Origin of the sequence: Streptomyces regalis (assembly GCF_001509475.1) — a bacterium.
Taxonomy (GTDB): Bacteria; Actinomycetota; Actinomycetes; order Streptomycetales; family Streptomycetaceae; genus Streptomyces; species Streptomyces regalis.
In genome coordinates this window covers 28,241-47,183 of sequence record NZ_LLZG01000361.1, presented here as the reverse complement: position 1 = coordinate 47,183, position 18,943 = coordinate 28,241, and the positions used below count along the sequence as shown (strand labels likewise).

The following is an 18,943-nucleotide window of genomic DNA, read 5'->3' as shown; positions in this document are numbered from 1 at the left end:
TGTCGTACCGGCAGACCTCGTCGAGGGGTCTGTCAGCAGCGCAGGACCACAGTGCGCAGGATGTGCGGGACGTACGGCGGCCGTGGCGGCGCGGGGCGGGCCAGGCGTGCCCGGGCGCCGGGCGGCGCCGGCTTCGGCGGGGGTGCGGGACGCAGCCGTACGGTGTTGCGCCGGTCTGGGCGGGCCGGTGGGCGCAGGATCGTGTCGAGGACGTCGTGCTCGGCGGCCTCGCCGGAGGCGCCGGCAGTCACGGGCACGGTGTGCGCCTGGGCGTGGGTGCCCGGTACCGCCAGGACGAGCAGCAGCACGAGGACCCGCAGCCGGGCGTGGCTGCGCAAGGGCAGTCGTGCGGTGCTCACGGGAGGTCATCTCCCCGGCAGTCGTACGGGGTTCATCCCGTCGGACATGAGAACCGCCCGCACGGCGTATCGGTTCGCGGCGGGTATCACAGCTCGTGCGGGACCTGGCGGGCCCGCATCCGCATCCGGATTCCGGTGACGATCTCGACGATGCCGACCGCCACCAGCCACCAGCCGGCGAGCAGCATCAGCACGGTGACGGACTCGATCGGGGAGTCGATCAGCACGATTCCGCCGACGAAGGTGATGACCCCGAGGAGGATGTGCCAGCCGCGGGCCGGCATGGACTTGTCGGAGGCGGCGGCCACGGTCTGGGTGATGCCGCGGATGACCCAGCCGATGCCGATCCACAGGGCGAGCAGCAGGATCGACTGCATCGGGCGGCGGAAGCAGAACAGGCCGAGCACGACCGACAGGGAGCCACTGATGAACGCCAGCACCCGCAGCGAGGTCGTCCGGTGCGTGCCGAACGCGGAGACCAGCTGGAACACGCCGCTGATCAGGAGGTAGAGGCCGAAGAGGACAGCGGAGGCGAAGAGCGGGGCGCCCGGCCAGACCAGGACCAGGATGCCCAGGGCCAGCGAGGCGACGCCGGTGACCAGGACGATCTGCCATGCGGCGCGGGAGAGGGCGTGCAGCACACCCTCGAAGGGCGGCTCGGGCTCATGGGACGTCCCTGACCCGGGTGGCCCGGGCGGGTGACCGGAGTGGACCCGTCGGTCGTCGTAGTCCCGGCCGTAGGGGGAGCCGGTCGGTGCCTCGCTCATGCTCCATGCTGGGAACGAGCCCGCCCACCCCGCCATCTGGAGCGGGCCACTCGACTGACGGCTGCGGCTCCTGGGGTGGACGGTTGTCGCCGCCTCGCCCCGCGCCCCGTAGGCCGGTCAGTTGCCGTCGGGCCGGGCGGTGCTGTGTCGGGTGCGTGGTGGTGGGCTACTTGCCGGCTGCCTTTGCTGCCTTGACCGCTGCCTTCATTTCCTGCTTGTGGGCTCGTACCTTGGCCAGTGAGTCGGGGCCGGTGATGTCGGCGACGGAGCGGAAGGACTTGGGCTCGCCGTAGGCGCCCGCGGCCTCCTGCCAGCCCTGGGGGCGGACGTCCAGTTGCTTGCCGAGCAGTGCGAGGAAGATCTGTGCCGTCTTCTAACGGGAGTGCCCTGACCTGCCTTTCCCTGCTGAAAGGCCGGTTGACGTGGGAAAACTACTGACAGTACTTGCCATCACTTCGCAGCGTTATTCGGAGTCTGGTGCCCTAGATGTGCCCTCGCGCTTCGGCCGGCCCCCCTTGCGCGCCCGCCGCTCGGCCAGTTCGGCTTCCGCTGCGGCAAGCCCGGCACGGTCCGCCTCGTCTCCGTGCTCACGGACGCGGGCGCGCATGTGGTCGAGCAAGTCGTTCGTCCGGTCGGTGCCGAGCCGCTCGCAGATGCGCCCGTACGCGTCCCACAGCGGACCCGGCACCCGGATGGGCCGAGTCCTGGTGTGTCGAGGCTTCGCCTGTTCGTCGCTCACTGCTCTCCCTCGCGTGTAGTTGCGAGGAATCTTCGCATGACCCTTGTGCATCTACAAGGTTTCCCGATACTCTGTAGTTGCAAGGTTAGCCACTCCGGAAAACGGAGCGGCCCCGGCTCGGTGACGCAAACACCGGCCAGGGCCTGACGGAACCACCTGAGCTACCAGGGAGATCCCGCTAATGCAGAAGTCCACCACACGCCGCGAGCACCGCGCGAACCGTCGCACCCTGCGCGCCGTCCTCCGGCAGCGCACCCGCGACCAGCGCGCCACCGCTCGCGCCGTCCGCGCCGTCAACACCGGCCAGCCCCTCCCCGTCCGTACGCGTCTCGTCGCGGCCGGCCTGGACGACCAGACGGCCAAGAGGTTCGCCCCCGCGTTCTCCCGCGGCCTCGTCGCCGACGACGTCCGCGAGACGAAGATCAAGCTGAAGGCCCGCGTCACCCGCCGCGTGCAGGTCAAGTTGTTCAACGCCCGCACGTTCGCCGCGCGTCTGGCCACGTACCGGCCGAAGAACCCCGTCGTCGCCGCCCGCTTCGAGACCCTGACGGCGGTGGCGGTCTGATGTCGAACCCCACCCGAAACGTGTACGGCCTCATGGCCACGCCCGCACTCGACACCCAGCCCACCGGCCACCTCCCCTACCTCGTCGCCCAGGCCCGCTCCCACCCCGAACAGCCGCAGCTGGCCACCACCGCCGCCGTCCCGTCCGTCTGCTACCTCTGGGGCGCCCTGTGCGTCAGCCAGGACGGCACCGACGGCGACCAGGTCGACGAACACGGCCGCCACTTCGACCACGTCGGCCACACCATCTCCGCCCCGTCCGGCGAACTCCCGGACGACGACCCGGAGATCTGGGCCGAGTTCATCCACCTCTCCGACTCCCACCCGCACATCGCGTTCATGGGCGAAACCCTCACCCCCGACCAGGCCCGCGCCCGCGCGGCCGAGCTGCATGAGTTCGCCGACCAGATGGCCGCGCTTGCCAACCAGGTCGACGCCGCCCTCACCGACACCCCTGCCGGGGGTGCCCGGTGAGCTACGAGCCCACCCGCGAGCAGGCGCCCACCACCACGGTGGGCGCCCTGCCCGAGCCCACCGATCTCCAGGTCGCCATCAGCGTCGCCCAGCAGCTCCTCGACTCCGACCAGGTGCTGTCCCTGCGGGAAGCGTTGCGGCTCCTGCTCCGCGCCCTCGACGCCGAGCCGGTGTCTACCACGGTGGACACGCCTCGTTGCCCGGCCGCTCACCCCGACGACCCCGACCCGTGCAGCGGCCCGCCCGTCGTCACCGTCCTCGACACCCACCAAGTCGGCGCCCACGGCTGCGAACACCACGCCACACGCCTCCTCGCCTCCCTGGACGGCGGCCGGGTGTACCCGCTGCCGGACGCCCCCGAGGGCGCAGCCATCCGTGTCTTCAAGGCCGCCGCCGTCACCGCGCCGTACGCCTGGGTGAAGCGGGGTGCGGGCCAGTGAGCAGCACCTCTTACACCCCGCTCTTCAACCCGGACACGGACGAACCCCTCACTCCCCTGTCCGTGGACGACGAGCTGCGGATGGCCCAGCAGACGCTGGAGAAGGTCGGCAGCTACAACATCCACGACCACATGCAGATGATCCGCGCCGCCGTCGCCCTCGATGACCGGATGCGCTCCCTGATCTCCGCTCTGGACGCCGAGCGGGGTGAGCGCCCGTGAGCACCGAGCGCACGGTCACGCTGCCCACCATCGACCAGGGCGACGTCACCCTTCCCGAACCCTCCTGGTGCGCCGGCCACCCCAACCCGCGGCCGCAGTACCGCACTGACCTCACGCACTACGGGCCCGAGCACCGGCTCACCTTCAACGGTGAGCCCCTGTTCGCGCTGATGCTCGCGCAGTCCCCGCTGTCCGAGCGCGCCAGCCGCAACATCGAGGCGTACGTCGAAGAGTCCGGCTACACCGGCTCCCTCACCCCGGCCGGCCTGTACGACCTCGCTGCCGCCCTCGACCAGGCCGCGGACCACATGCGGGTGTTCGCCGACCAGATGGCCGCACTCCTCGCCGGGGGTGGAACCGGTGAGTGATCACATCCACCTGTCCCTGCGCGAGCGTTCGCAGGTCGAGGTCGCCCGGCTCACCCTGACCGAGATCGACGGCACCCGCCTGGCTGATGCCGCCACGGCCGCCCACCTCGTAGGCCGCATCGAGCACAGTCTGCGGAACCTGATCGCGATCGTCGACACCAGGGACGGCCAGTCATGACCGCCCGCTCCTACATTCCGAGGCCGACCGAGCACGCCGCCTTACGCGCCGCGTGCCGGTCGGCCCGGCCGACACCACCCGTTCCCGCCTTGATGGCCGCGCTGCTCGAAGCGAACGAGCGCCGCGACCGTGAAGGCGTCACCCTCGCCGCGCACCGCGTAGTGCGCGCCGCCGCCCCCACGGAGGTGGGCGAAGCATGAAGATCAACCCGTCACGGGCCCTCGCCATCGGCGCCGGCCTCGTCATCGTCGCCCTCACCGCGGCCGCGTTCTGGCTGTCGTACGCGCACCTCGCCGAGGTCGCCCTCGCGCACGGCATGGAGGACAAGGAGATCCGGGCGTGGGCGTGGCCCGCGACCCTGGATCTGTTCATCGTCGCCGGGGAGCTGCTGATGCTCCGCGCCGCCCTCGCGGGCCGTGTCGACCGGTGGGCGATCGGCCTTACCGTCGTCGGCTCCGGCTCGTCCATCGCGCTGAACGTCGCGGGTGTCGGCTCCGCCGCCGAGCCCCTCGACTACGTGGTGGCCGCGGTGCCGCCCACTGCCGCGCTGCTGGCGTTTGGTGCGCTGATGCGGCAGATCCACCAGGCCCTCGCCGAACACGCACAGCCCCAACCTCCTCCACCGCTGGAGGAGGTTACGGAGGCACCCGAGGTGACCGTGGAGCGCGTCGACGACGACCAGCCGCGCGCCCTCCTGGAGGCGCCGGAGGTGGTCCCGGCTGGCGCCCGCATGCTGCCGATCGTGGCGCTCCCCGCCCCGGAGAGGACGTTCGTCTTCGACCACTCGCGGCAGCAGTACATGCCGTCCGGAAGCACGAACGGCTACCAGGACTGGCCCGCCCCGGAAGAGCCGGAGGTGGTCACCGAGGTCGTCACCCTCACCCCGTCCGAGCTGCGGCGAAGGGCCGCCAAGCTGAACCGCGAGCTGGTCGCCTCGACGAACCGGCCGGTGACCATCGAACGGCTCCGCGAAGAGTTCGGCCTCAGCCGCCGCGAGGCCGCCGAACTGCGGCGCGAAGTGGTCGCCACCGTGGCGCTCATCCCGGGGGAGGTCCGGTCATGAGGTGGCTTCTCCTCGGCGCCCTGCTCGCCCTCATGCTGCTCTTCCCCGCGCTCGGTGCCGTCGTCCTCGGCACGGTCACCGCGGCCGTGTCCAAGCCGCTCGTCGTCGCCTTCGCCCTCGGCCTGGCCGCCGGCCTCCGCCTGCGCCGGACACGGGGGTGGACGCGATGAGCGACATCGAGAAGGCCGCCCGCGATGCGGTCGAGGCAGCCGACAACACCGAGCTGGTACGGCAGATCGTCGTGGCCCTCCAGGTGCAGCAAGCGCTGAACGGCCAGCAGCAGCCCGCCTGCCAGCACCAGGCGCCGAAGTCGACGCCGAACGTGGGCAAGTGGGCGGCGATCGCCGTCGCCGGATCTGTCGCCGCTATCTCGTTGGCCCTGTCCGCGATCGCCGTAGCGGTCGGCGCCGTGGCCGTGACCTGCTGCCTGCTGGTCTTGCGCGGCCTGTGGGCCGACTTCCAGAAAGGCCGCCGCTGACGGCTGCCCGATCCGCCCGAGTGTGACGGGCGGTGAGGGGAGCCGGACAGCCCGGCCCACCAATCCGAGAGGAACCGCCATGGCCAAGAAGGTCACCGTCGTCGACAACAACGGCACGACCACCGAAACCACCGTCACTGACAACGACACCGCCCGCCACTACGAAGATCTCCCGTTCACGGCCCCTCACATCACTGTCGTGACCGTCACCGACGACAACGAGAGCTGACCGGCTGCCCGCCCCGCCCGTCTCGCACGGGCGGGGTCGAGGGGAGCCGGGACAGTCCTGGCCCGAATCGAGAGGACCCTCCGTGGCCGACAACTCCGCCGACCTCAAGTTCTCGGACTTCAGCACCAGCGAGCGCATCCGCATTGCCGGACTGGTCGCCCGTATGGGCACGCCGCGCGCCGACATCGGCAAGCTCCGCCGCAAGGTCGAACGCATCGAGAACGAGGCGCTGCGCCGCAAGAAGAACGGCAAGAAGTAGCACGCCGGGGACGGCGCCAAGCCTCCACAGCCGCGCCGTCCCCGGGCCCGGACCGCACCATCGGAACGACCGGAGATCACAGCATGAGCAACGTCGTACGCCTCCACAAGGAAGCGCCCTCGGATGAGGGTGTATCAATTGATACGCCCTCGCAGGACACGCAGGACACCCTGACCGAGACCGTCATCGACGTCGTCCAGGACGCCGAGCCGCGGCCCGTCGACCCGCCCGAGCAGAAGGCGCCCGAAGGCACGTGGATCGCCGAACGCCAGGCATACCTTGCCGACGCCCCGCCCGTCGTGCCCGCAGCCCTGCGCCGCTGGGACGTCTTCAAGGCCACCACCCGCTGGACCGTGAGCTATTACGCGCACGTCACCGGCTTCCACACCCTGCGCGCACCCGTCTACCTCGCCCGCCTCCTGCTCCGCGCCCCCCGCGGCACCGGCCGTCTCCTCGTGCGCTGGGGCAAGTGGGTCGCCGACACCGAAGCCCGGCCCGTCGAAGCCAAAGCCGCCGCCTCGGCAGACATTGAGGCGTGGCTCGCCCTGTCCCGCGAGCACTCCCGCCGGGTGCGGCCGCGCCGTATCGCCTCCCTCGCCGTCGCCACCGTCACGGGCATCACCACGGCCGTGGCCGCGTTCCTCGTGCCCGGCTGGACAGCCGCCGCCGCCCTCACGGCCGCCGCCCTCGCGGGCCTCAACGGCAAGAAGAACGACCGCCCGCTGATCACCCGCTACGTCGCCCGCAACGTGATGCGCCGCCTCGACTCCACCGAGGTCTTCGACGCCCTCGCCGCCATCGGCATCGAGGGCAAGAAGGGCAAGCGCGGCGTGGAGTTCGCCTCCGAGGTCATGCGCGACGGCCCCGGCTGGCGCGCCGAGGTCGACCTCCCGCCCGGTGTCGAGGCCACGGCCGTGCTCGAGAAGCGGGCCGCCCTGGCGGCCGCCATGCGCCGTCCCATCTCCACCGTGTGGCCCGAGGCCGACCGCACCGCCCACCCCGGCCGCCTGGTGCTGTGGGTGGCGCAGCGCGACCCCGCCAAGGCAGGCCGGAAGCTGTGGCCCCTCATGCGCGACGGCCAGGCCGACGTCTATCAGCCGCTGCCCTTCGGGTTCGACCCGCGCGGCAACCTCGTCGAGATGACGCTGATCTACAGCAACTTGTTGGTCGGTGGGATCCCTGGCTCCGGTAAGACGAGCTGCGCCTTGGCGATCGTCCTCGGTGTTGCCCTCGATCCCACCGCTGAGCTGTGGATTTACGAGCTGAAGGGCTCCGGCGACCTCGACTCCGTCCGGCCGCTCTGCCACCGGTACGTCAGTGGCGACGAGGACGAGGACCTAGACGCCGCCCTCGCGGGGCTCCGCTCCGGGATCGCCGAGTACCAGCGGCGCGCCAAGTTCATCAAGAGCCTGCCCGCCTCGGAGGTTCCCGAAGGCCGCAAGGTCACCCGCGCCCTGGCGGAGAAGTACCCGGAGCAGCAGCTCGGGCCGCGCGTGATCGTCATCGACGAGATCCAGGAGTTGTTCACTGACGCGGACCGTAAGGAAGAGGCCGCTGCCCTGTGCACGCGGTTGATCAAGAAGGGGCGGGCGTATGGGCTTATCTTGATCATGCTCACGCAGAACCCGGACGCCCCGTCGCTGCCCACGTCCGTCTCCTCGTCGGTCGGTACGCGGCTCGCCCTGGCCGTCCTCGATTGGAGGGCAAATAACAACATTTTGGGCACCGGAGCCTACGACAGGGGCTTGAGGGCCACAGACATCTCGGTCGATGAGCAGGGCACGGGGATCTTGGCGCGTGGTCGCGACGGCGTCACCGTGCGGGCGGCGTTCATCAAGCAGACCGAGGCCGAGGACATCGCCAAGCGCGCCCTGGCGCTGCGCACCGCGGCCGGCACCCTGTCCGGGCAGTCCGTCGGCGAGCAGGTGACCGAGCTGGACGTCGAGACGGTCGTCGACCACCTCCGCGCCATCTGGCCGGACGGGGTGGAGGCCGTGCACTCCCACCGGCTCGTCGATGCCCTCGCCCGCTTCCGTCCGGACCTGTACAAGCCGTGGCTGGACATGGATGCCGCGGGGGCGTCGACGGCGCTGAGCGGGGCGCTGAAGCCGTTCCGGGTGGCCACGAAGCAGCTGACGATCCGGGAGTGCTGCGGGGGCGCCAAGGGCGTGCGGTGGGCGGATGTACCGGCCGTCGAGGACGGCGAGTAGAGGCAGCTGAGCCGGTTTCGGGAAGGGGTCCCGGTTTCGCCTCGCCCCGAAACCGGTTTCGCCCCCGATATCTGGGCTGAGCTGGGAAGTTTCGGGTTTCGGCCTGTTGCCGCAGACCCCGAAAACCTGGGGAATCACACCATCGCCATGACCGTCTGACACGAAACCGGCCCCCGCCTCGATCGCCGAGGACGGGGGCCTTCGTCATGTCCGGGGTCAGACACCGCGCCAGTGATTGCGCGCACACCATCGAGTGGCCCCCGGCAGACGCAATCTCCTGCAATCCCCCGGCGAACCGGACCGTGCCGCAGCATGCTGAGGGTCCAACCAGCACAGACGGAGGGCAACATGACGCTCAGGTTCATCGGCACCACATCCGAGCACGGCAACTGCCCCACCCTGTACGAGGTCGAGGAGACCGGAGACATCGTCGTCCAGGGCGACCAGCTCACCGACCCGGAGCACCTCGCGCAGCTGCGCGACGTCGGCGAGCATGAGACGTTCGTCGTGATCCCGCGCGAGCTGCTCACCCGCTTCGCCCCCAAGGAGTAACCGTGCCGCTGATCCCCTTCGAGGAGATCACCCACCTGTTCGCGGACTTCGAGCACACCGCCTTCCGGCTGGAGACGCGCCGCGGCTACGCCTCCGACCGGCAGGGGGCCCGCTTCCAGGCGTTCATGCGCGGCGTCCTCCCGGAGCCGGAGCCGGACCATCCGTGGAACGTCAACGTCCGCGCGAAGGCCGAGCGGGGCGCACGCTTCTCCCGCGTCCGCATCATCGACGAACCCCCCACAGACGGGCAGCGGTTCCTCATGGCGACCGCAGCCGGGAACGTCGCCGCAGGCGAGGACATCCGTGTCCTCACCCGAGCCGAGGCTGTACGGCTGCACCTGCCGGACTACGACCTGTGGCTGTTCGACTCGCGCACCCTGGTCCGCATGCATATCGACGACACCGACACCACCATCGGTGTCGAGCTGGTCGACGACCCGGCCGAGGTGCTCGCCGCCTGCCACGCTCGGGACACCGCATGGCAGGTCGCTGTCCCTACTGCTGAGGTCTGGACGCAGGTACGTTCGTCCGTGTGAGCACGGACTTTCAGAGCGCCAGGGTCGCCCTCGGTGCGCGCATGCGGGAGCTGCGCACCGAGGCCGGCCTCAACGGCAAGGACATGGCCGAACGGCTCGGCTGGCAGCGCTCGAAGGTCTCCAGGCTGGAGAACGGCAAGCAGACCGCCGCGGCCGCCGACCTTGATGCGTGGGCGCACGCAGTCGGCGCCCCGGCCGAGGCCTCCGACCTCAAGAGCCGGTTGCGAGGGCTGGAGTCACAGGCCCGGTCATGGCGCCGGCAACTCACCACCGGACACCGCGGCGTACAGGAGCGGTACGTCGCCGAGTACCGCCGCACCGCCACCGTGCGCGGTTATGAAGCGACGGTCATCCCGGGCCTGTTCCAGACCCCGGAGTACGCCCGCCATCTGCTGCTCCACAACGCCGAGCTGATGCAGTCGCCGCGCGACACCGACGATGCCGTACGCGCCCGCATGAAGCGCCAAGAGGTGCTGTACGAGGCGCACCGGACCTTCCGCATCCTGATCTGGGAAGGCGCCCTTCACGCCCTCGTGTGCCCTCACGAGGTGATGGCCGGGCAGCTTGATCGGCTGGTGGGGCTGATCGGCATGAGCACGATTGAGCTCGGCATCGTGCCGTTCGGTGTCCAGCTGAAGCTCACACCCAAGCACGGGTTTTGGATCTTCGACGAGGAACGGGTCATCGTCGAGACGATCAACACGGAGTTCACCCTCGAATCGGGCGAGGACGTCGCCTTGTACGGGCGTGTGTGGGATCGCCTCAAGGAGAGCGCCGTCCACGGCCCTCCGGCACACCGGCTCATCGCCCGTGCACGGGCCGCGCTGGACCTCGCGTAGACAACCTGCCGCAACTCCTGCGGAGGGTTCGCAATCGCGCGCAATCGGCGCGCGCCCAATCGGCTCGGCTTCCTACGGTCCTGGCCATGGCCCTACCGAAGTTCGCCCAACGGTACGAGGTCGGGGACGCGTGGCTCGCCGACTGCTCCGCGCACCCGGCCCTCGTCCGCGGGGTGTGGGACGGGGAGGCCCTCGCCCCAATCCCCTCCGGCGGCCACTGGCTGGTCGCAGAGACACGCCTCGCAACCGGATACCCGGTGCTCACCCGCATCCGCGCAGAGCACCGGGGACCGGTCCTCGCCGATCCGGAACTGGACAAGCTGTGGTGGCTGGTCCCGCTCGGCGCAGCCGAGGAACTGGCCGACGTACGACAGCTCGTGGTGCAGCCGGCGGGCTGGTGCCTGCACTGCCCGCCGACGGGCTGGCAGCTGGAGGGCCGGATGTGGATCACACGTCCCGACGGATCCGGGCAACTCACCGACCCCGCCATACTCGCCGCCGCGTTCGGCCCCGGCGGGCACCGACTTCCCGCGGAGGCATCATGACGCTGACAGCAACCAAAGCAGAGGCCGCAGAGGAGACCAACGGCCCCACACTCGGGCAACTGCTCATCGAGTCGGCCCCAAAGGGGCGGTGCCGAGCAGCGACGCAGGCCCTGGTGGAGGAGGAGACGATCCTCGCCCTGCACAGCGTGCGCCGCCTGCTCGTCGTGGACGGCGAGGACGGGCCGGTGTGCCGCTGGGAAGGGCTGATGGGCCGTCTGTACGGGCTCGGCCTGGACGACGCACAGCGCGCGTTCCTCGGCCTGGTGCTGGGCATGGTGGGCATCGGCCTGCACACCCTGTCGGCGGTGGAAGAACTTGACGAACCTCGTCTTCTCATCCTCATGAGGGCCATGCCGGTCCTTGCGGGCAACGACCGGATCGCGGTCGGTACCCGCGTGTAGAGCCCTCGGCGCCGGTTCGTCACTGGCCGGTCCGAGATGCGGCCGTCCTCGTCACCCCCGGCGAGGGCGGCCGCCGCACAAACGCCCGCCCGTCCCCGCACCCCGTGAACTCTGGGGGCGGGCGGGTAACCTCGCCGCGGCCCCTTCCCTGCACCCTCAGGTGACCTCATGCACGACGACCACGCTGCCCGGCTCACCCTCACGCCCACCCAGTGGACCACCGTCGACTTCGCCCGCCGCGACCTCGAGTACGCCCGCTCCGAAGACCTCGCCCATCTCGGCGAGGCTGGCCTCATCCTTCTCATCGAGAAGCTTCGTGGGCGCCTCGGCGACGCGCTGCAGGTTGTCGACGAACTGGCCATGGAGCCGCCGCAGTGAGGCACCATCGGGGGCATGCCCTACCCGGACCCCGTCCCCACCCGCGTGCGCATCCAACGGATCCTCGCGGCCGCCCACGAGCCGGTGACCACGCGCCGCCTCGCCGAACTCGCCGGCACCACACACCCGCAGGCCGCACGCATCCTGCGGCGCCTTGAGGACGATGGCGCTGCCGTCAGCCAGCTTGCGGCCGGCGGATGCTACGCGTGGATGGCGACCAGGTAGCCCCTCAACTCGCCCGACGGATGGCCTGGGTCAGGCTTACCGGGATCCGGTTGGTGCGCGCCGTGTTGTCGAGCGTCCGGACGAACCAGGTCTCCAACTCCCGCTGTGAACTGATCATCCCGTTGTTCGTCACGTGCACCGCGTAGTTCACCGTGATGCCCTGCGCCGTGCGGCGCCCGGCGGGCATCGACGCAAGGTTCGGCACCGACGCCGCCGGCGGGACGCCTGCTGTGACGGATCCGGCGACCCTGCGCATGGCGCTGTCGATGTGCGGCAGGCCGCGCACGACGCCGAGGGCGAGACCGCGAGCCGTGTTGATGCCGTCGGGGATCAGCTTGCGGGCCGGGCTGCTGATGCCGAGCGCCTTACGAATTGCCGCCTGCATGCCCTTGGCGATGTCCAACATCAGCTTCTCGATCTGCTTCTGCTGCGCCTTCAGCCCGGTCAGGAAGCCGTCACCGGCCTTCTTCCCGGAGTCGAACAGCAGGTCCGCGCCGACCTTGCCCAGCTTGCTGGACTCCTTGTTGATCTGCGCGTTCAGCGAGTTGTACTGCTTGATCGTCGCCTTGTCGGCGCCCGCCAGAGACGCGGCGAACGCAGCCCCCTGCTCGGGTCCCATCTCCAGGATCTGCCGCAGCAAGTCCTTGTTGAGGCCCTTCTTCTGCAGCTTCTGCACGTTCGCCGTGAAGGCCTTGATCTGGTTGAGGGAGGCCTGCATCTGCTGCTTGACGAACTTCGGGGAGAACGCGTCGGGCTGGACGATGGAGGCGAGGCTGCCGGTGGCCCGGGCCTGGCTGGCGGTGTCGGAGGCGAACTTGTTGGCCTCGGCGATCTTCTTGGAGATCGCATCGCGCTTGTTCGCGAGGTCGAGGAGTTCCTTCGTCTCCTGCTTGACCATCTTCAGCAGCGACGATTCCCTGCGGCCGGAGAACGCCGTCTGGATGTCTTTCGCGAGATCCTTCGCCACCGATTGGATCTTGGCGCGGGAGCCGGTCAGTCCGTCGATGAAGCCCTTACCGACGTCCTTCGCCAGCGCTTTCGTCTTCTTCGACGGTGAGGCGATTTGCAGTTCCTCGCGGATGCCTGCGACGACGGCGGCCGCCATTGCCCGGGCGGCAGCGAGGACAGCACCCACCGAGCCCGCCATCCCGGAAACCAGCCCCGCCCCGACGTCCGCGCCAGCCCCGGCCACGCCGCCGGCCGCCAGGCTCGGCACCGGCAGCCGCATCGCGTTGAGAGCGTCGAACAGACGCACCCCGTAGTGGCGTACAGCGGCACCCCGCACGACGTACTCGGTGTCAGAGGTGCGCACCACGTTGCCCGAGGGCAGGAGCGTGGTGACGCTGTCCGAGGTGGGTGTGCCCGGGCCCTCTACGAACCCGCCGTGCGGGAAGGCCTGCACAGGGCCGCCGGAGGCGTACCGCGGGAATGCCTTGCGGGGAAGGTTCGCGACGAGGCCGCCAGCGCGGCCGAATTGAAAGCCGGAGGCGTGCGGGCCCGGGACTCCCCGCTGGATGTACTCCTGGATGACGCTGATTTTGACCTGCTTGCCGCGCACGCTGGCGATTTCGCCGCGGGCCGTTGCGATCTTCCGCTTCAGGTCGTCGATGTTCGCGGTGAGTGTGGCCTTCTTGCGTGCGGGGGCGTTTTTCAGCTGGGTCTCGGCCTGCTTGACCTTCGCCTTCCACACCTCGATGTCGGCGGTGAGCTTGGCCTGCTTGGTCGCCTTTGCGCCCAGTAGTTGCCGCTCGGCCTGGGCGACCTTGACGCGCCAGTCGGCGATGTCGGCGGTGAGCTTGGCTTTTTTCTCGCCCTTCGCGTTCTTGAGTTGCTCGCTTGCCTCGGAGATCTTCGACTTCCAGTCGGAGATGTCCGCCTTCAACAGGGCGGTCTTGTCGGGTGTCTTGAGGATCTGCGACGCCAGCTGGGCAGCCTCATCGCGAGTGAGACCCATGGCCATCGCGTTCTTGATGAGCTGCTGACGACCACGCTCATAAATCCTGGCCGCGCCAGCCCACGAGTTCGTCGACTCCCGGTTCGCCGCCGCGGCCTCATCCGTCTTCACCGCCAGATCGTTCAATGCGGTCGCCGCGGCCTGCGCCTTCGGACTGTTCGTATCCAGCACGCCATTGACCATGCGCAGCGAGCCAGCGTTCTCCTGCGCGGCTTTCGCTGCTGCGTCGATGGACGCCTCGAAGGCGATCTGTCCGCCGAGCGCCGACCGGTTGACGTCGTTGAGCGCCTGGATCGCCTGCCGCAAGCCGTCAGCGGACTGCTTCTGCTCCGCCAACTTCCGAGAAGTCGCCAGAGCCTGCTCACCGAACAGGCCCTGCGCCTTCGCCGCGAACTCCTGCTCCAACGCCAGATCGGCAAGCCCCGCCGTGTAGCCATCGACCTGAGCACGCACCTCGTCCGCAGTGAAGCCCTGCTTCTCAAGGTTTGCTGTCACCTGCTTCAGGGCCTCAGCGGCGATCTCCGCGTTGCCGCCCTTCACCAGGTTCGTGAGGCCCTCGTCCAGCCCTTCGAACGCCTCTTTGGCGTCCTTGACCGGCGTGGAGTCCATCCCGATGAGACTGGTGAGGGTCTGCTGCACTTTCTCCGCGTTCGACGGCCGGGCCAAGGTACGCAGGGCCTCGCCGAGGTCCTTGAAGTCGGTGCCGAACACCCGTGCTGCCTCACCCGTCAGCTTGCCTGTCTGGGCCAGCTTGCCGAGGGAGGTGGTCATCTTGTCGACGTCCGGGGGCGCCTTACGGCCGATCTGCGATAGCTCGCTCAGCGCGATCACCAGCAGGCCGATACCAGTTCCGGCGAGGGCGAGCTTCGTTGTACGCGACAGGGTCGCAATAGCCGCGCTCAGCCTGGGCACCACGCCCGCCGCGCCGGCCGCCGCCGTCTGCATCGCTGCAATGGAGGCGCTCATCCCCGTCACGACCGCCGCACCGGCAGCCGCAATCTTCACCGCCTTCACCGCGAGCGCGAGCTGCAACAGCGCAGTGATCGCACCCGGAGGCACCGCAGCAACCAGGCCAGCCAAGGCATTCACCACGGTCAGCAGGCCCGGCCCCACGTTGGAGGCGGCGACGAGGATGTTCGACAGGGCTTCGGCGACCTTGGTGATGGTGTCGCGCACCATCGGGCCGTTCTGCTGCACGTACGCCATGAACTCGGAGACCCCGCCGGAGACCTTGCCGGTGTCGAGGGTTCGCGTGAACCGGATCAGGGCATCGTTCGCCTTGGCCAGCGCACCGACCGCGAACGTGGAGAACGAGTTCATGAACCGGTCGAAGCCCGGCGAGGAGATCCCGCCCGCAGCGATCGTGACGAACCGGTTCAGCTGCTGAGAGGTGCCCTTCACCAGCGGCGTCAACTTCGGGAAGACCGCACCGAACGTCTGAAAGGCCTTCGTCGCCACCGGCATCGTGCTGGAGGCGAGCGCATCAGACCAGTCCTGATACTGGTCCTTCAACGACGACAACGCGGCCGCGGTCGTACGGGTCGCAGCCGGCATCTGCTGCACCTGCCGGGCGTAAGCGGCCTGCGCCTCGGCCGCCTGCTTCGACGCACGGCCGTGCTGGCTCACAGCGTCCTGATACTTCTTCTCCGCCTCGGCCGCCTCACTGATGGCCGACGCCTGCCCCGCCGCCGCAGCAGCGAACGCGCCCACCGCAACGGTGGCCGCACCCATCCCCGCCGCGATCGGCGCTGCCTGCGCCGCGATCGGAATCAGCGCCGGCGACAACAGCAGCGAGGCACCCCGCAGCGAGTCGACGGCGTCCGAGAAGCGGCTGGTGTTGCGGGTGACCGTCGTGAGCGTGCCGTTGATCAGACGGCCCTCGGACACGAACCGGCCCCGGACGTCACGGATCCTGCCCTGCGCGTCGCGGGAGAACTGGTTCAGGTCACGAAGCGCAGCGGTCGTGTTGGCGTTGACGGTGACCGTAGCGTCGCCGATGTTCCCGCCCGTGGGAGTGGTCACGGCTGATCAGCCTCCTCGCACGCGCCGAAGAACCCCGACCGCTGCAACCGCCGCACAGCCTCAGCCGCCGTCGACAGGTCCACGCCCGCCTTCAGCACCGCCCCGAGCGGCTTCGTCGAGCCGGGACGCACATGCGTCCCCAGCAGGTCGGCGCCCGCCACCAGGTGACGGCACCTCTCCGCGAGCAGGGCAAGATCCCCGCACAGCACATCCGTGAGAGCCGCCTCCTGCGGAGACGACGCCTCGCCGATGTCGATGCCCGTGGCGTCACGGCAGTCGCGGCGGATCTGAGCGACGGAATCCTCGGCCTCGCGGATGAGGCTGTCGATCTGCTCCTGCGTGCGGTCGAGGAGATCCATCACCTGCTGCTGCGCCTGCGCTGCAAGCTCCGTGTCCCTGGCCGTGCTCACCTCGCCACCTCCTGCACCCGGTAGAAGAGGCGTGGGTTGCAGCGCGCGGGCAACACCATCTCCGTCAGCACCACATCGGCGGTGTGCACATGCCTGCGGTGACAGAACGGACACTTCACCAGCCACACCGGGCCATCGAGCAGCGTGCGCCCCGGCTTCCGGACTGCCGTCACCACCGGCCGGTCATCGGCCGCCGTCTTGGTGTAGCTCACCGCGTCGAAGCCCGTCGCGGGCACGAGCAGCCGCTCGCCAGGGTGTGGCCGCACCTCAACCGGCCAGGGCGCGCCGAGGCCGTCACAGCACCGCCATCCACCCGCGCCGCATCCTTCTCCAGGTCGCGCGCCATCTGTGCCAGTCGCAACGCGTACGCGCGGTCTCCGGACCTCTTCGCGGCCTTCGCCCGCGCCCGGGTCTCCCTCAGTCGCTTCGCCACCAGAGCCCGGCCACCGTCGTCCTGCTGTACGGGCTTCGCGGCGGCCGTCACCGCCCGCTGCCGCGCCCACTCCTCAGCCCGCTCCCGCTCGGCCGCAGACGGCGCCACACGGCCATCTGCGGCCCGTTCCCCGCCCGCATGGACCTGCGCCCGCAACGACTCCATCACCACCCCATACAGGCGCGGCCCGCACTTCTCACACGGCAGCTGACCGAACAGCTCCCGGAACGCCACCCCGTACGCCGTCGGCGCCCACGTCCCCAGGAACTCCGCATACTCCGTCGCCCGGCACCAACGGCACCCGTGCCCGTCCTCAAGGAAGACCGCGTTCAGTGCAGCCGTACCGAACAGATGCCGCGCGGCGTCGGGCACCAGCGACAGCCTCAAGCGCTGATGCTCCCCCACGTGGTCGGGCAGCACGGTCGTGTCCTGGTGCAGCAGCTTGTGCCGTACATCCCGGGCGAGGGTCTCCGGAGTCTGGCGACGGCGGACAAGGTCGCGAAGAGCGTCCTCCTGCTTCACCCGGAGAAACGCCTCCACATCCGCCGGGCTCAGCTTCACCGGCTTCGTATCGGGCAGCACCGGCAACTCGCCCCGGTTGATGACTTTCCGCAGGCCCTCGCGGCTGTAGCCCGCATAGCGGGCGGCCCGCTCCATAGAGAAGTGCTCCATGCCGGGGACGGTACGAGCCGCCCCGCGAAGATCATTCCGGTTGCGGAACGGAGGTTGCACAACCGGCGCTACGCTCCAACCAGATGCCGTCCCGGGCCGGCTGTATCGGCGGCCGGGCCCTTTTCCCAGGACGGCACGCACGCCGCCCCCGGCTGGAGGCCACGTCCGGCCCGGGGCGGCACACAGCGGCCCGCCCCGCTCGTACGGCACCGGGGCGTGCCGCCAAGGGCCCGCTCCCCGGTTCGTCGGCGGGGGGCGGGCCCACCCGCGCACGGGACGCACCCTCACCCACCAGCCCCATAGGCGAGACAGCCACGCAAAACATCACAGGCCAGGACCAGGACGCCCCGCCAGCATCGCGGCACAGTCCGGGCACGTGACGTGCTCGTAAGCGAGGTGCTCCCACTTGACTGTCTTGCCGCACAGACTGAACAGCCGCCCCTGGAAGTCGATGCGAGTGGGCGTCAACCTGTGAATCAGGTCATCGACACCAGGGCCGGAAGCAGGGGCGAAGCGATCGAATCCGTCGGCGTTGTCTGCACTGCCTGTCATGATCTCTATCCCTCTCGCACAGTTCACGGCCGCCAAATCCTCGTCTGCATCGGCGACCACCGCCCCGTCATCCACGGACTCAGATGGCCGCCGTACGGAACCTGCGGACCACCCTCGGAACGCCCCTCACGCGCCCGCTCAGCAGCCAACGGCGACACCCCGAACCCACGCGGCAGACGCCACCGCCCCGGCCGCTCCACGGGCCGTACAGCCTCACGCACGGCACGACGGGCACGCGCCCGCTCAATGTGCTCCCGCTCCGCCGCCTCCATCTGCTCACGCTTCAACGTCGCGTAGGCGTCGGCCAGGGCAGCGAACTCCGCCTGACGACCCGCCCGCCGCATCCTGACCATCGCCTTGCGCAGCTTCCCCAGCCGCACATCCACCTCGTCACCGGCCACCGGCACCGCCCTCCTCCTCGTCGTCGACCTCGGCCAGCAACGCATCCACGTCGATGTCCTCGTCCGCCGTCAGATCCCGCAACTTCCGCTCCATCGCCGCCCGAGGATCCGACTCCTCGACAACCGCAGCAGACGCCGACACCGGCTCCGGCACAGGCTCACCCAACAACACCGCCTGAGCCGCCGTAAGCGCCGCCACCCGCTCCTCCTGCGTCAACTCCACCGCACCCAACGCCGCAACCAACGCCTCCGACACCAGATCACCAGCAACGTTCGTATCCCGCTCCAACGTCACCCTGAGCGGCTCCGCAGCATCCAAACCCAGCATCTTCGCCCGCCGCGCCAACGCCGCCAACACCACCCGCGACGCCCCCACATCACCCTTCATCGCCGCCGGCATCTGCGCATCCATCAGGAACGTCAGCCGCTCCATATCCATCATCGCCATGACCGACCTGTCCCGGTCGCCGACCGTGGCGCGCACCTCGGAAATGATCTGGCTGACACGCTGTTGCGAGATGTCGAAGTCGGCTGCGATGTCCGTCTGCTTGCGGCCGGAGAGGTACTCACGCCAGACCACGCCGTTACGTCCATCGAGCCGCGGGCCGTCCTGTTGAGGCACGAGACGCCTCCCTTCCAAGGCGGTAGTAAAAACTAGTGTGATCGCATAGGAG

29 protein-coding genes and 1 pseudogene are annotated in these 18,943 nt (G+C 69.6%); 20 read left to right on the top strand and 10 right to left on the bottom strand.

Annotation, left to right across the window (positions count from 1 at the left end):
• Positions 1–32 precede the first annotated feature (32 nt).
• From ADL12_RS32300 to ADL12_RS32290, 4 genes and pseudogenes are all read right to left on the bottom strand, one after another.
• Positions 33–359, bottom strand: coding sequence for a hypothetical protein (locus ADL12_RS32300; protein ID WP_107120074.1), 327 nt, complete (start codon positions 357–359; stop codon positions 33–35).
• An 86-nt stretch (positions 360–445) separates the two neighbouring features.
• A complete protein-coding gene (locus tag ADL12_RS32295) occupies positions 446–1,126 on the bottom strand; it encodes an HdeD family acid-resistance protein (protein ID WP_062708486.1) in 681 nt (226 codons plus the stop codon).
• 166 nt (positions 1,127–1,292) lie between these two features.
• Positions 1,293–1,493, bottom strand: a pseudogene (locus ADL12_RS57005) (HhH-GPD-type base excision DNA repair protein); the annotation flags it as partial.
• Between the two features lie 96 nt (positions 1,494–1,589).
• A complete protein-coding gene (locus ADL12_RS32290) occupies positions 1,590–1,865 on the bottom strand; it encodes a hypothetical protein (RefSeq protein WP_159053358.1) in 276 nt (91 codons plus the stop codon).
• Positions 1,866–2,046: 181 nt separating this feature from the next.
• Between ADL12_RS32290 and ADL12_RS32285 the strand changes: the two genes are divergently transcribed.
• From ADL12_RS32285 to ADL12_RS32205, 20 genes are all read left to right on the top strand, one after another.
• Positions 2,047–2,430 carry a hypothetical protein gene (locus tag ADL12_RS32285; protein ID WP_062708480.1) on the top strand — a complete coding sequence of 128 codons (384 nt, stop codon included), beginning with the start codon at positions 2,047–2,049 and terminating at the stop codon, positions 2,428–2,430.
• Positions 2,430–2,903: a hypothetical protein gene (locus tag ADL12_RS32280; RefSeq protein WP_062708476.1), complete on the top strand. Its 474-nt coding sequence runs from the start codon at positions 2,430–2,432 to the stop codon at positions 2,901–2,903. The genes ADL12_RS32285 and ADL12_RS32280 overlap by 1 nt, the downstream gene beginning before the upstream one ends.
• Positions 2,900–3,343 carry a hypothetical protein gene (locus ADL12_RS32275; protein WP_244188131.1) on the top strand — a complete coding sequence of 148 codons (444 nt, stop codon included), beginning with the start codon at positions 2,900–2,902 and terminating at the stop codon, positions 3,341–3,343. The genes ADL12_RS32280 and ADL12_RS32275 overlap by 4 nt, the downstream gene beginning before the upstream one ends.
• Positions 3,340–3,564: a hypothetical protein gene (locus ADL12_RS32270; protein ID WP_062708473.1), complete on the top strand. Its 225-nt coding sequence runs from the start codon at positions 3,340–3,342 to the stop codon at positions 3,562–3,564. The genes ADL12_RS32275 and ADL12_RS32270 overlap by 4 nt, the downstream gene beginning before the upstream one ends.
• Complete coding sequence (locus tag ADL12_RS32265; protein ID WP_062708471.1) at positions 3,561–3,932, top strand: DUF6907 domain-containing protein; 372 nt, start codon at positions 3,561–3,563, stop codon at positions 3,930–3,932. The genes ADL12_RS32270 and ADL12_RS32265 overlap by 4 nt, the downstream gene beginning before the upstream one ends.
• Positions 3,925–4,110: a hypothetical protein gene (locus tag ADL12_RS32260; protein ID WP_062708457.1), complete on the top strand. Its 186-nt coding sequence runs from the start codon at positions 3,925–3,927 to the stop codon at positions 4,108–4,110. Before ADL12_RS32265 ends, ADL12_RS32260 begins: the two co-directional genes overlap by 8 nt.
• The gene (locus ADL12_RS32255; protein WP_062708454.1) at positions 4,107–4,310 is read left to right on the top strand and encodes a hypothetical protein; all 204 of its coding nucleotides are present in this window, start codon (positions 4,107–4,109) and stop codon (positions 4,308–4,310) included. The genes ADL12_RS32260 and ADL12_RS32255 overlap by 4 nt, the downstream gene beginning before the upstream one ends.
• The gene (locus ADL12_RS32250; protein WP_062708452.1) at positions 4,307–5,173 is read left to right on the top strand and encodes a DUF2637 domain-containing protein; all 867 of its coding nucleotides are present in this window, start codon (positions 4,307–4,309) and stop codon (positions 5,171–5,173) included. Before ADL12_RS32255 ends, ADL12_RS32250 begins: the two co-directional genes overlap by 4 nt.
• On the top strand, positions 5,170–5,343 hold the full coding sequence (locus ADL12_RS55125; RefSeq protein ID WP_167364449.1) for a hypothetical protein: 174 nt from the start codon (positions 5,170–5,172) through the stop codon (positions 5,341–5,343). Before ADL12_RS32250 ends, ADL12_RS55125 begins: the two co-directional genes overlap by 4 nt.
• Positions 5,340–5,651 carry a hypothetical protein gene (locus ADL12_RS32245; protein ID WP_062708555.1) on the top strand — a complete coding sequence of 104 codons (312 nt, stop codon included), beginning with the start codon at positions 5,340–5,342 and terminating at the stop codon, positions 5,649–5,651. Before ADL12_RS55125 ends, ADL12_RS32245 begins: the two co-directional genes overlap by 4 nt.
• 79 nt (positions 5,652–5,730) lie before the next feature.
• Positions 5,731–5,880 (top strand): hypothetical protein, encoded by a 150-nt coding sequence (locus ADL12_RS54355; protein ID WP_159053357.1) that lies wholly within the window; start codon positions 5,731–5,733, stop codon positions 5,878–5,880.
• 82 nt (positions 5,881–5,962) lie between these two features.
• Positions 5,963–6,139: a DUF6257 family protein gene (locus ADL12_RS55120; RefSeq protein ID WP_167364448.1), complete on the top strand. Its 177-nt coding sequence runs from the start codon at positions 5,963–5,965 to the stop codon at positions 6,137–6,139.
• An 83-nt stretch (positions 6,140–6,222) separates the two neighbouring features.
• Positions 6,223–8,349, top strand: coding sequence for an FtsK/SpoIIIE domain-containing protein (locus ADL12_RS32240; protein ID WP_062708449.1), 2,127 nt, complete (start codon positions 6,223–6,225; stop codon positions 8,347–8,349).
• A 348-nt stretch (positions 8,350–8,697) separates the two neighbouring features.
• The gene (locus ADL12_RS32235) at positions 8,698–8,901 is read left to right on the top strand and encodes a hypothetical protein (protein ID WP_062708446.1); all 204 of its coding nucleotides are present in this window, start codon (positions 8,698–8,700) and stop codon (positions 8,899–8,901) included.
• 2 nt (positions 8,902–8,903) lie between these two features.
• Positions 8,904–9,437, top strand: coding sequence for a DUF6879 family protein (locus tag ADL12_RS32230; protein WP_062708443.1), 534 nt, complete (start codon positions 8,904–8,906; stop codon positions 9,435–9,437).
• Positions 9,434–10,276: a helix-turn-helix domain-containing protein gene (locus ADL12_RS32225; RefSeq protein ID WP_062708440.1), complete on the top strand. Its 843-nt coding sequence runs from the start codon at positions 9,434–9,436 to the stop codon at positions 10,274–10,276. Before ADL12_RS32230 ends, ADL12_RS32225 begins: the two co-directional genes overlap by 4 nt.
• A gap of 86 nt (positions 10,277–10,362) precedes the next feature.
• Entirely contained in the window at positions 10,363–10,821 is a 459-nt protein-coding gene (locus tag ADL12_RS32220; RefSeq protein WP_062708437.1) for a hypothetical protein, read from the top strand.
• Positions 10,818–11,222, top strand: a complete 405-nt coding sequence (locus tag ADL12_RS32215) for a hypothetical protein (protein WP_062708434.1) — start codon at positions 10,818–10,820, stop codon at positions 11,220–11,222. The genes ADL12_RS32220 and ADL12_RS32215 overlap by 4 nt, the downstream gene beginning before the upstream one ends.
• 168 nt (positions 11,223–11,390) lie before the next feature.
• Positions 11,391–11,600 carry a hypothetical protein gene (locus ADL12_RS32210; protein ID WP_062708431.1) on the top strand — a complete coding sequence of 70 codons (210 nt, stop codon included), beginning with the start codon at positions 11,391–11,393 and terminating at the stop codon, positions 11,598–11,600.
• A gap of 15 nt (positions 11,601–11,615) precedes the next feature.
• Positions 11,616–11,825 (top strand): helix-turn-helix domain-containing protein, encoded by a 210-nt coding sequence (locus ADL12_RS32205; RefSeq protein ID WP_062708427.1) that lies wholly within the window; start codon positions 11,616–11,618, stop codon positions 11,823–11,825.
• 4 nt (positions 11,826–11,829) lie between these two features.
• Here ADL12_RS32205 and ADL12_RS32200 read toward each other — a convergent pair whose 3' ends face one another.
• The 6 genes from ADL12_RS32200 to ADL12_RS54350 all read right to left on the bottom strand — a co-directional run bounded on the left by ADL12_RS32200 (position 11,830) and on the right by ADL12_RS54350 (position 18,891).
• A complete protein-coding gene (locus ADL12_RS32200) occupies positions 11,830–15,801 on the bottom strand; it encodes a hypothetical protein (RefSeq protein WP_062708423.1) in 3,972 nt (1,323 codons plus the stop codon).
• Complete coding sequence (locus ADL12_RS32195; RefSeq protein WP_062708421.1) at positions 15,798–16,211, bottom strand: hypothetical protein; 414 nt, start codon at positions 16,209–16,211, stop codon at positions 15,798–15,800. The genes ADL12_RS32200 and ADL12_RS32195 overlap by 4 nt, the downstream gene beginning before the upstream one ends.
• The gene (locus tag ADL12_RS32190) at positions 16,208–16,447 is read right to left on the bottom strand and encodes a hypothetical protein (protein WP_062708418.1); all 240 of its coding nucleotides are present in this window, start codon (positions 16,445–16,447) and stop codon (positions 16,208–16,210) included. The genes ADL12_RS32195 and ADL12_RS32190 overlap by 4 nt, the downstream gene beginning before the upstream one ends.
• Complete coding sequence (locus ADL12_RS32185; RefSeq protein ID WP_062708414.1) at positions 16,420–17,316, bottom strand: hypothetical protein; 897 nt, start codon at positions 17,314–17,316, stop codon at positions 16,420–16,422. Before ADL12_RS32185 ends, ADL12_RS32190 begins: the two co-directional genes overlap by 28 nt.
• Positions 17,317–17,891: 575 nt before the next feature.
• On the bottom strand, positions 17,892–18,269 hold the full coding sequence (locus tag ADL12_RS32180; protein WP_159053356.1) for a hypothetical protein: 378 nt from the start codon (positions 18,267–18,269) through the stop codon (positions 17,892–17,894).
• Positions 18,259–18,891: a hypothetical protein gene (locus ADL12_RS54350; RefSeq protein WP_159053355.1), complete on the bottom strand. Its 633-nt coding sequence runs from the start codon at positions 18,889–18,891 to the stop codon at positions 18,259–18,261. The genes ADL12_RS32180 and ADL12_RS54350 overlap by 11 nt, the downstream gene beginning before the upstream one ends.
• Between the last annotated feature and the right edge of the window lie 52 nt (positions 18,892–18,943).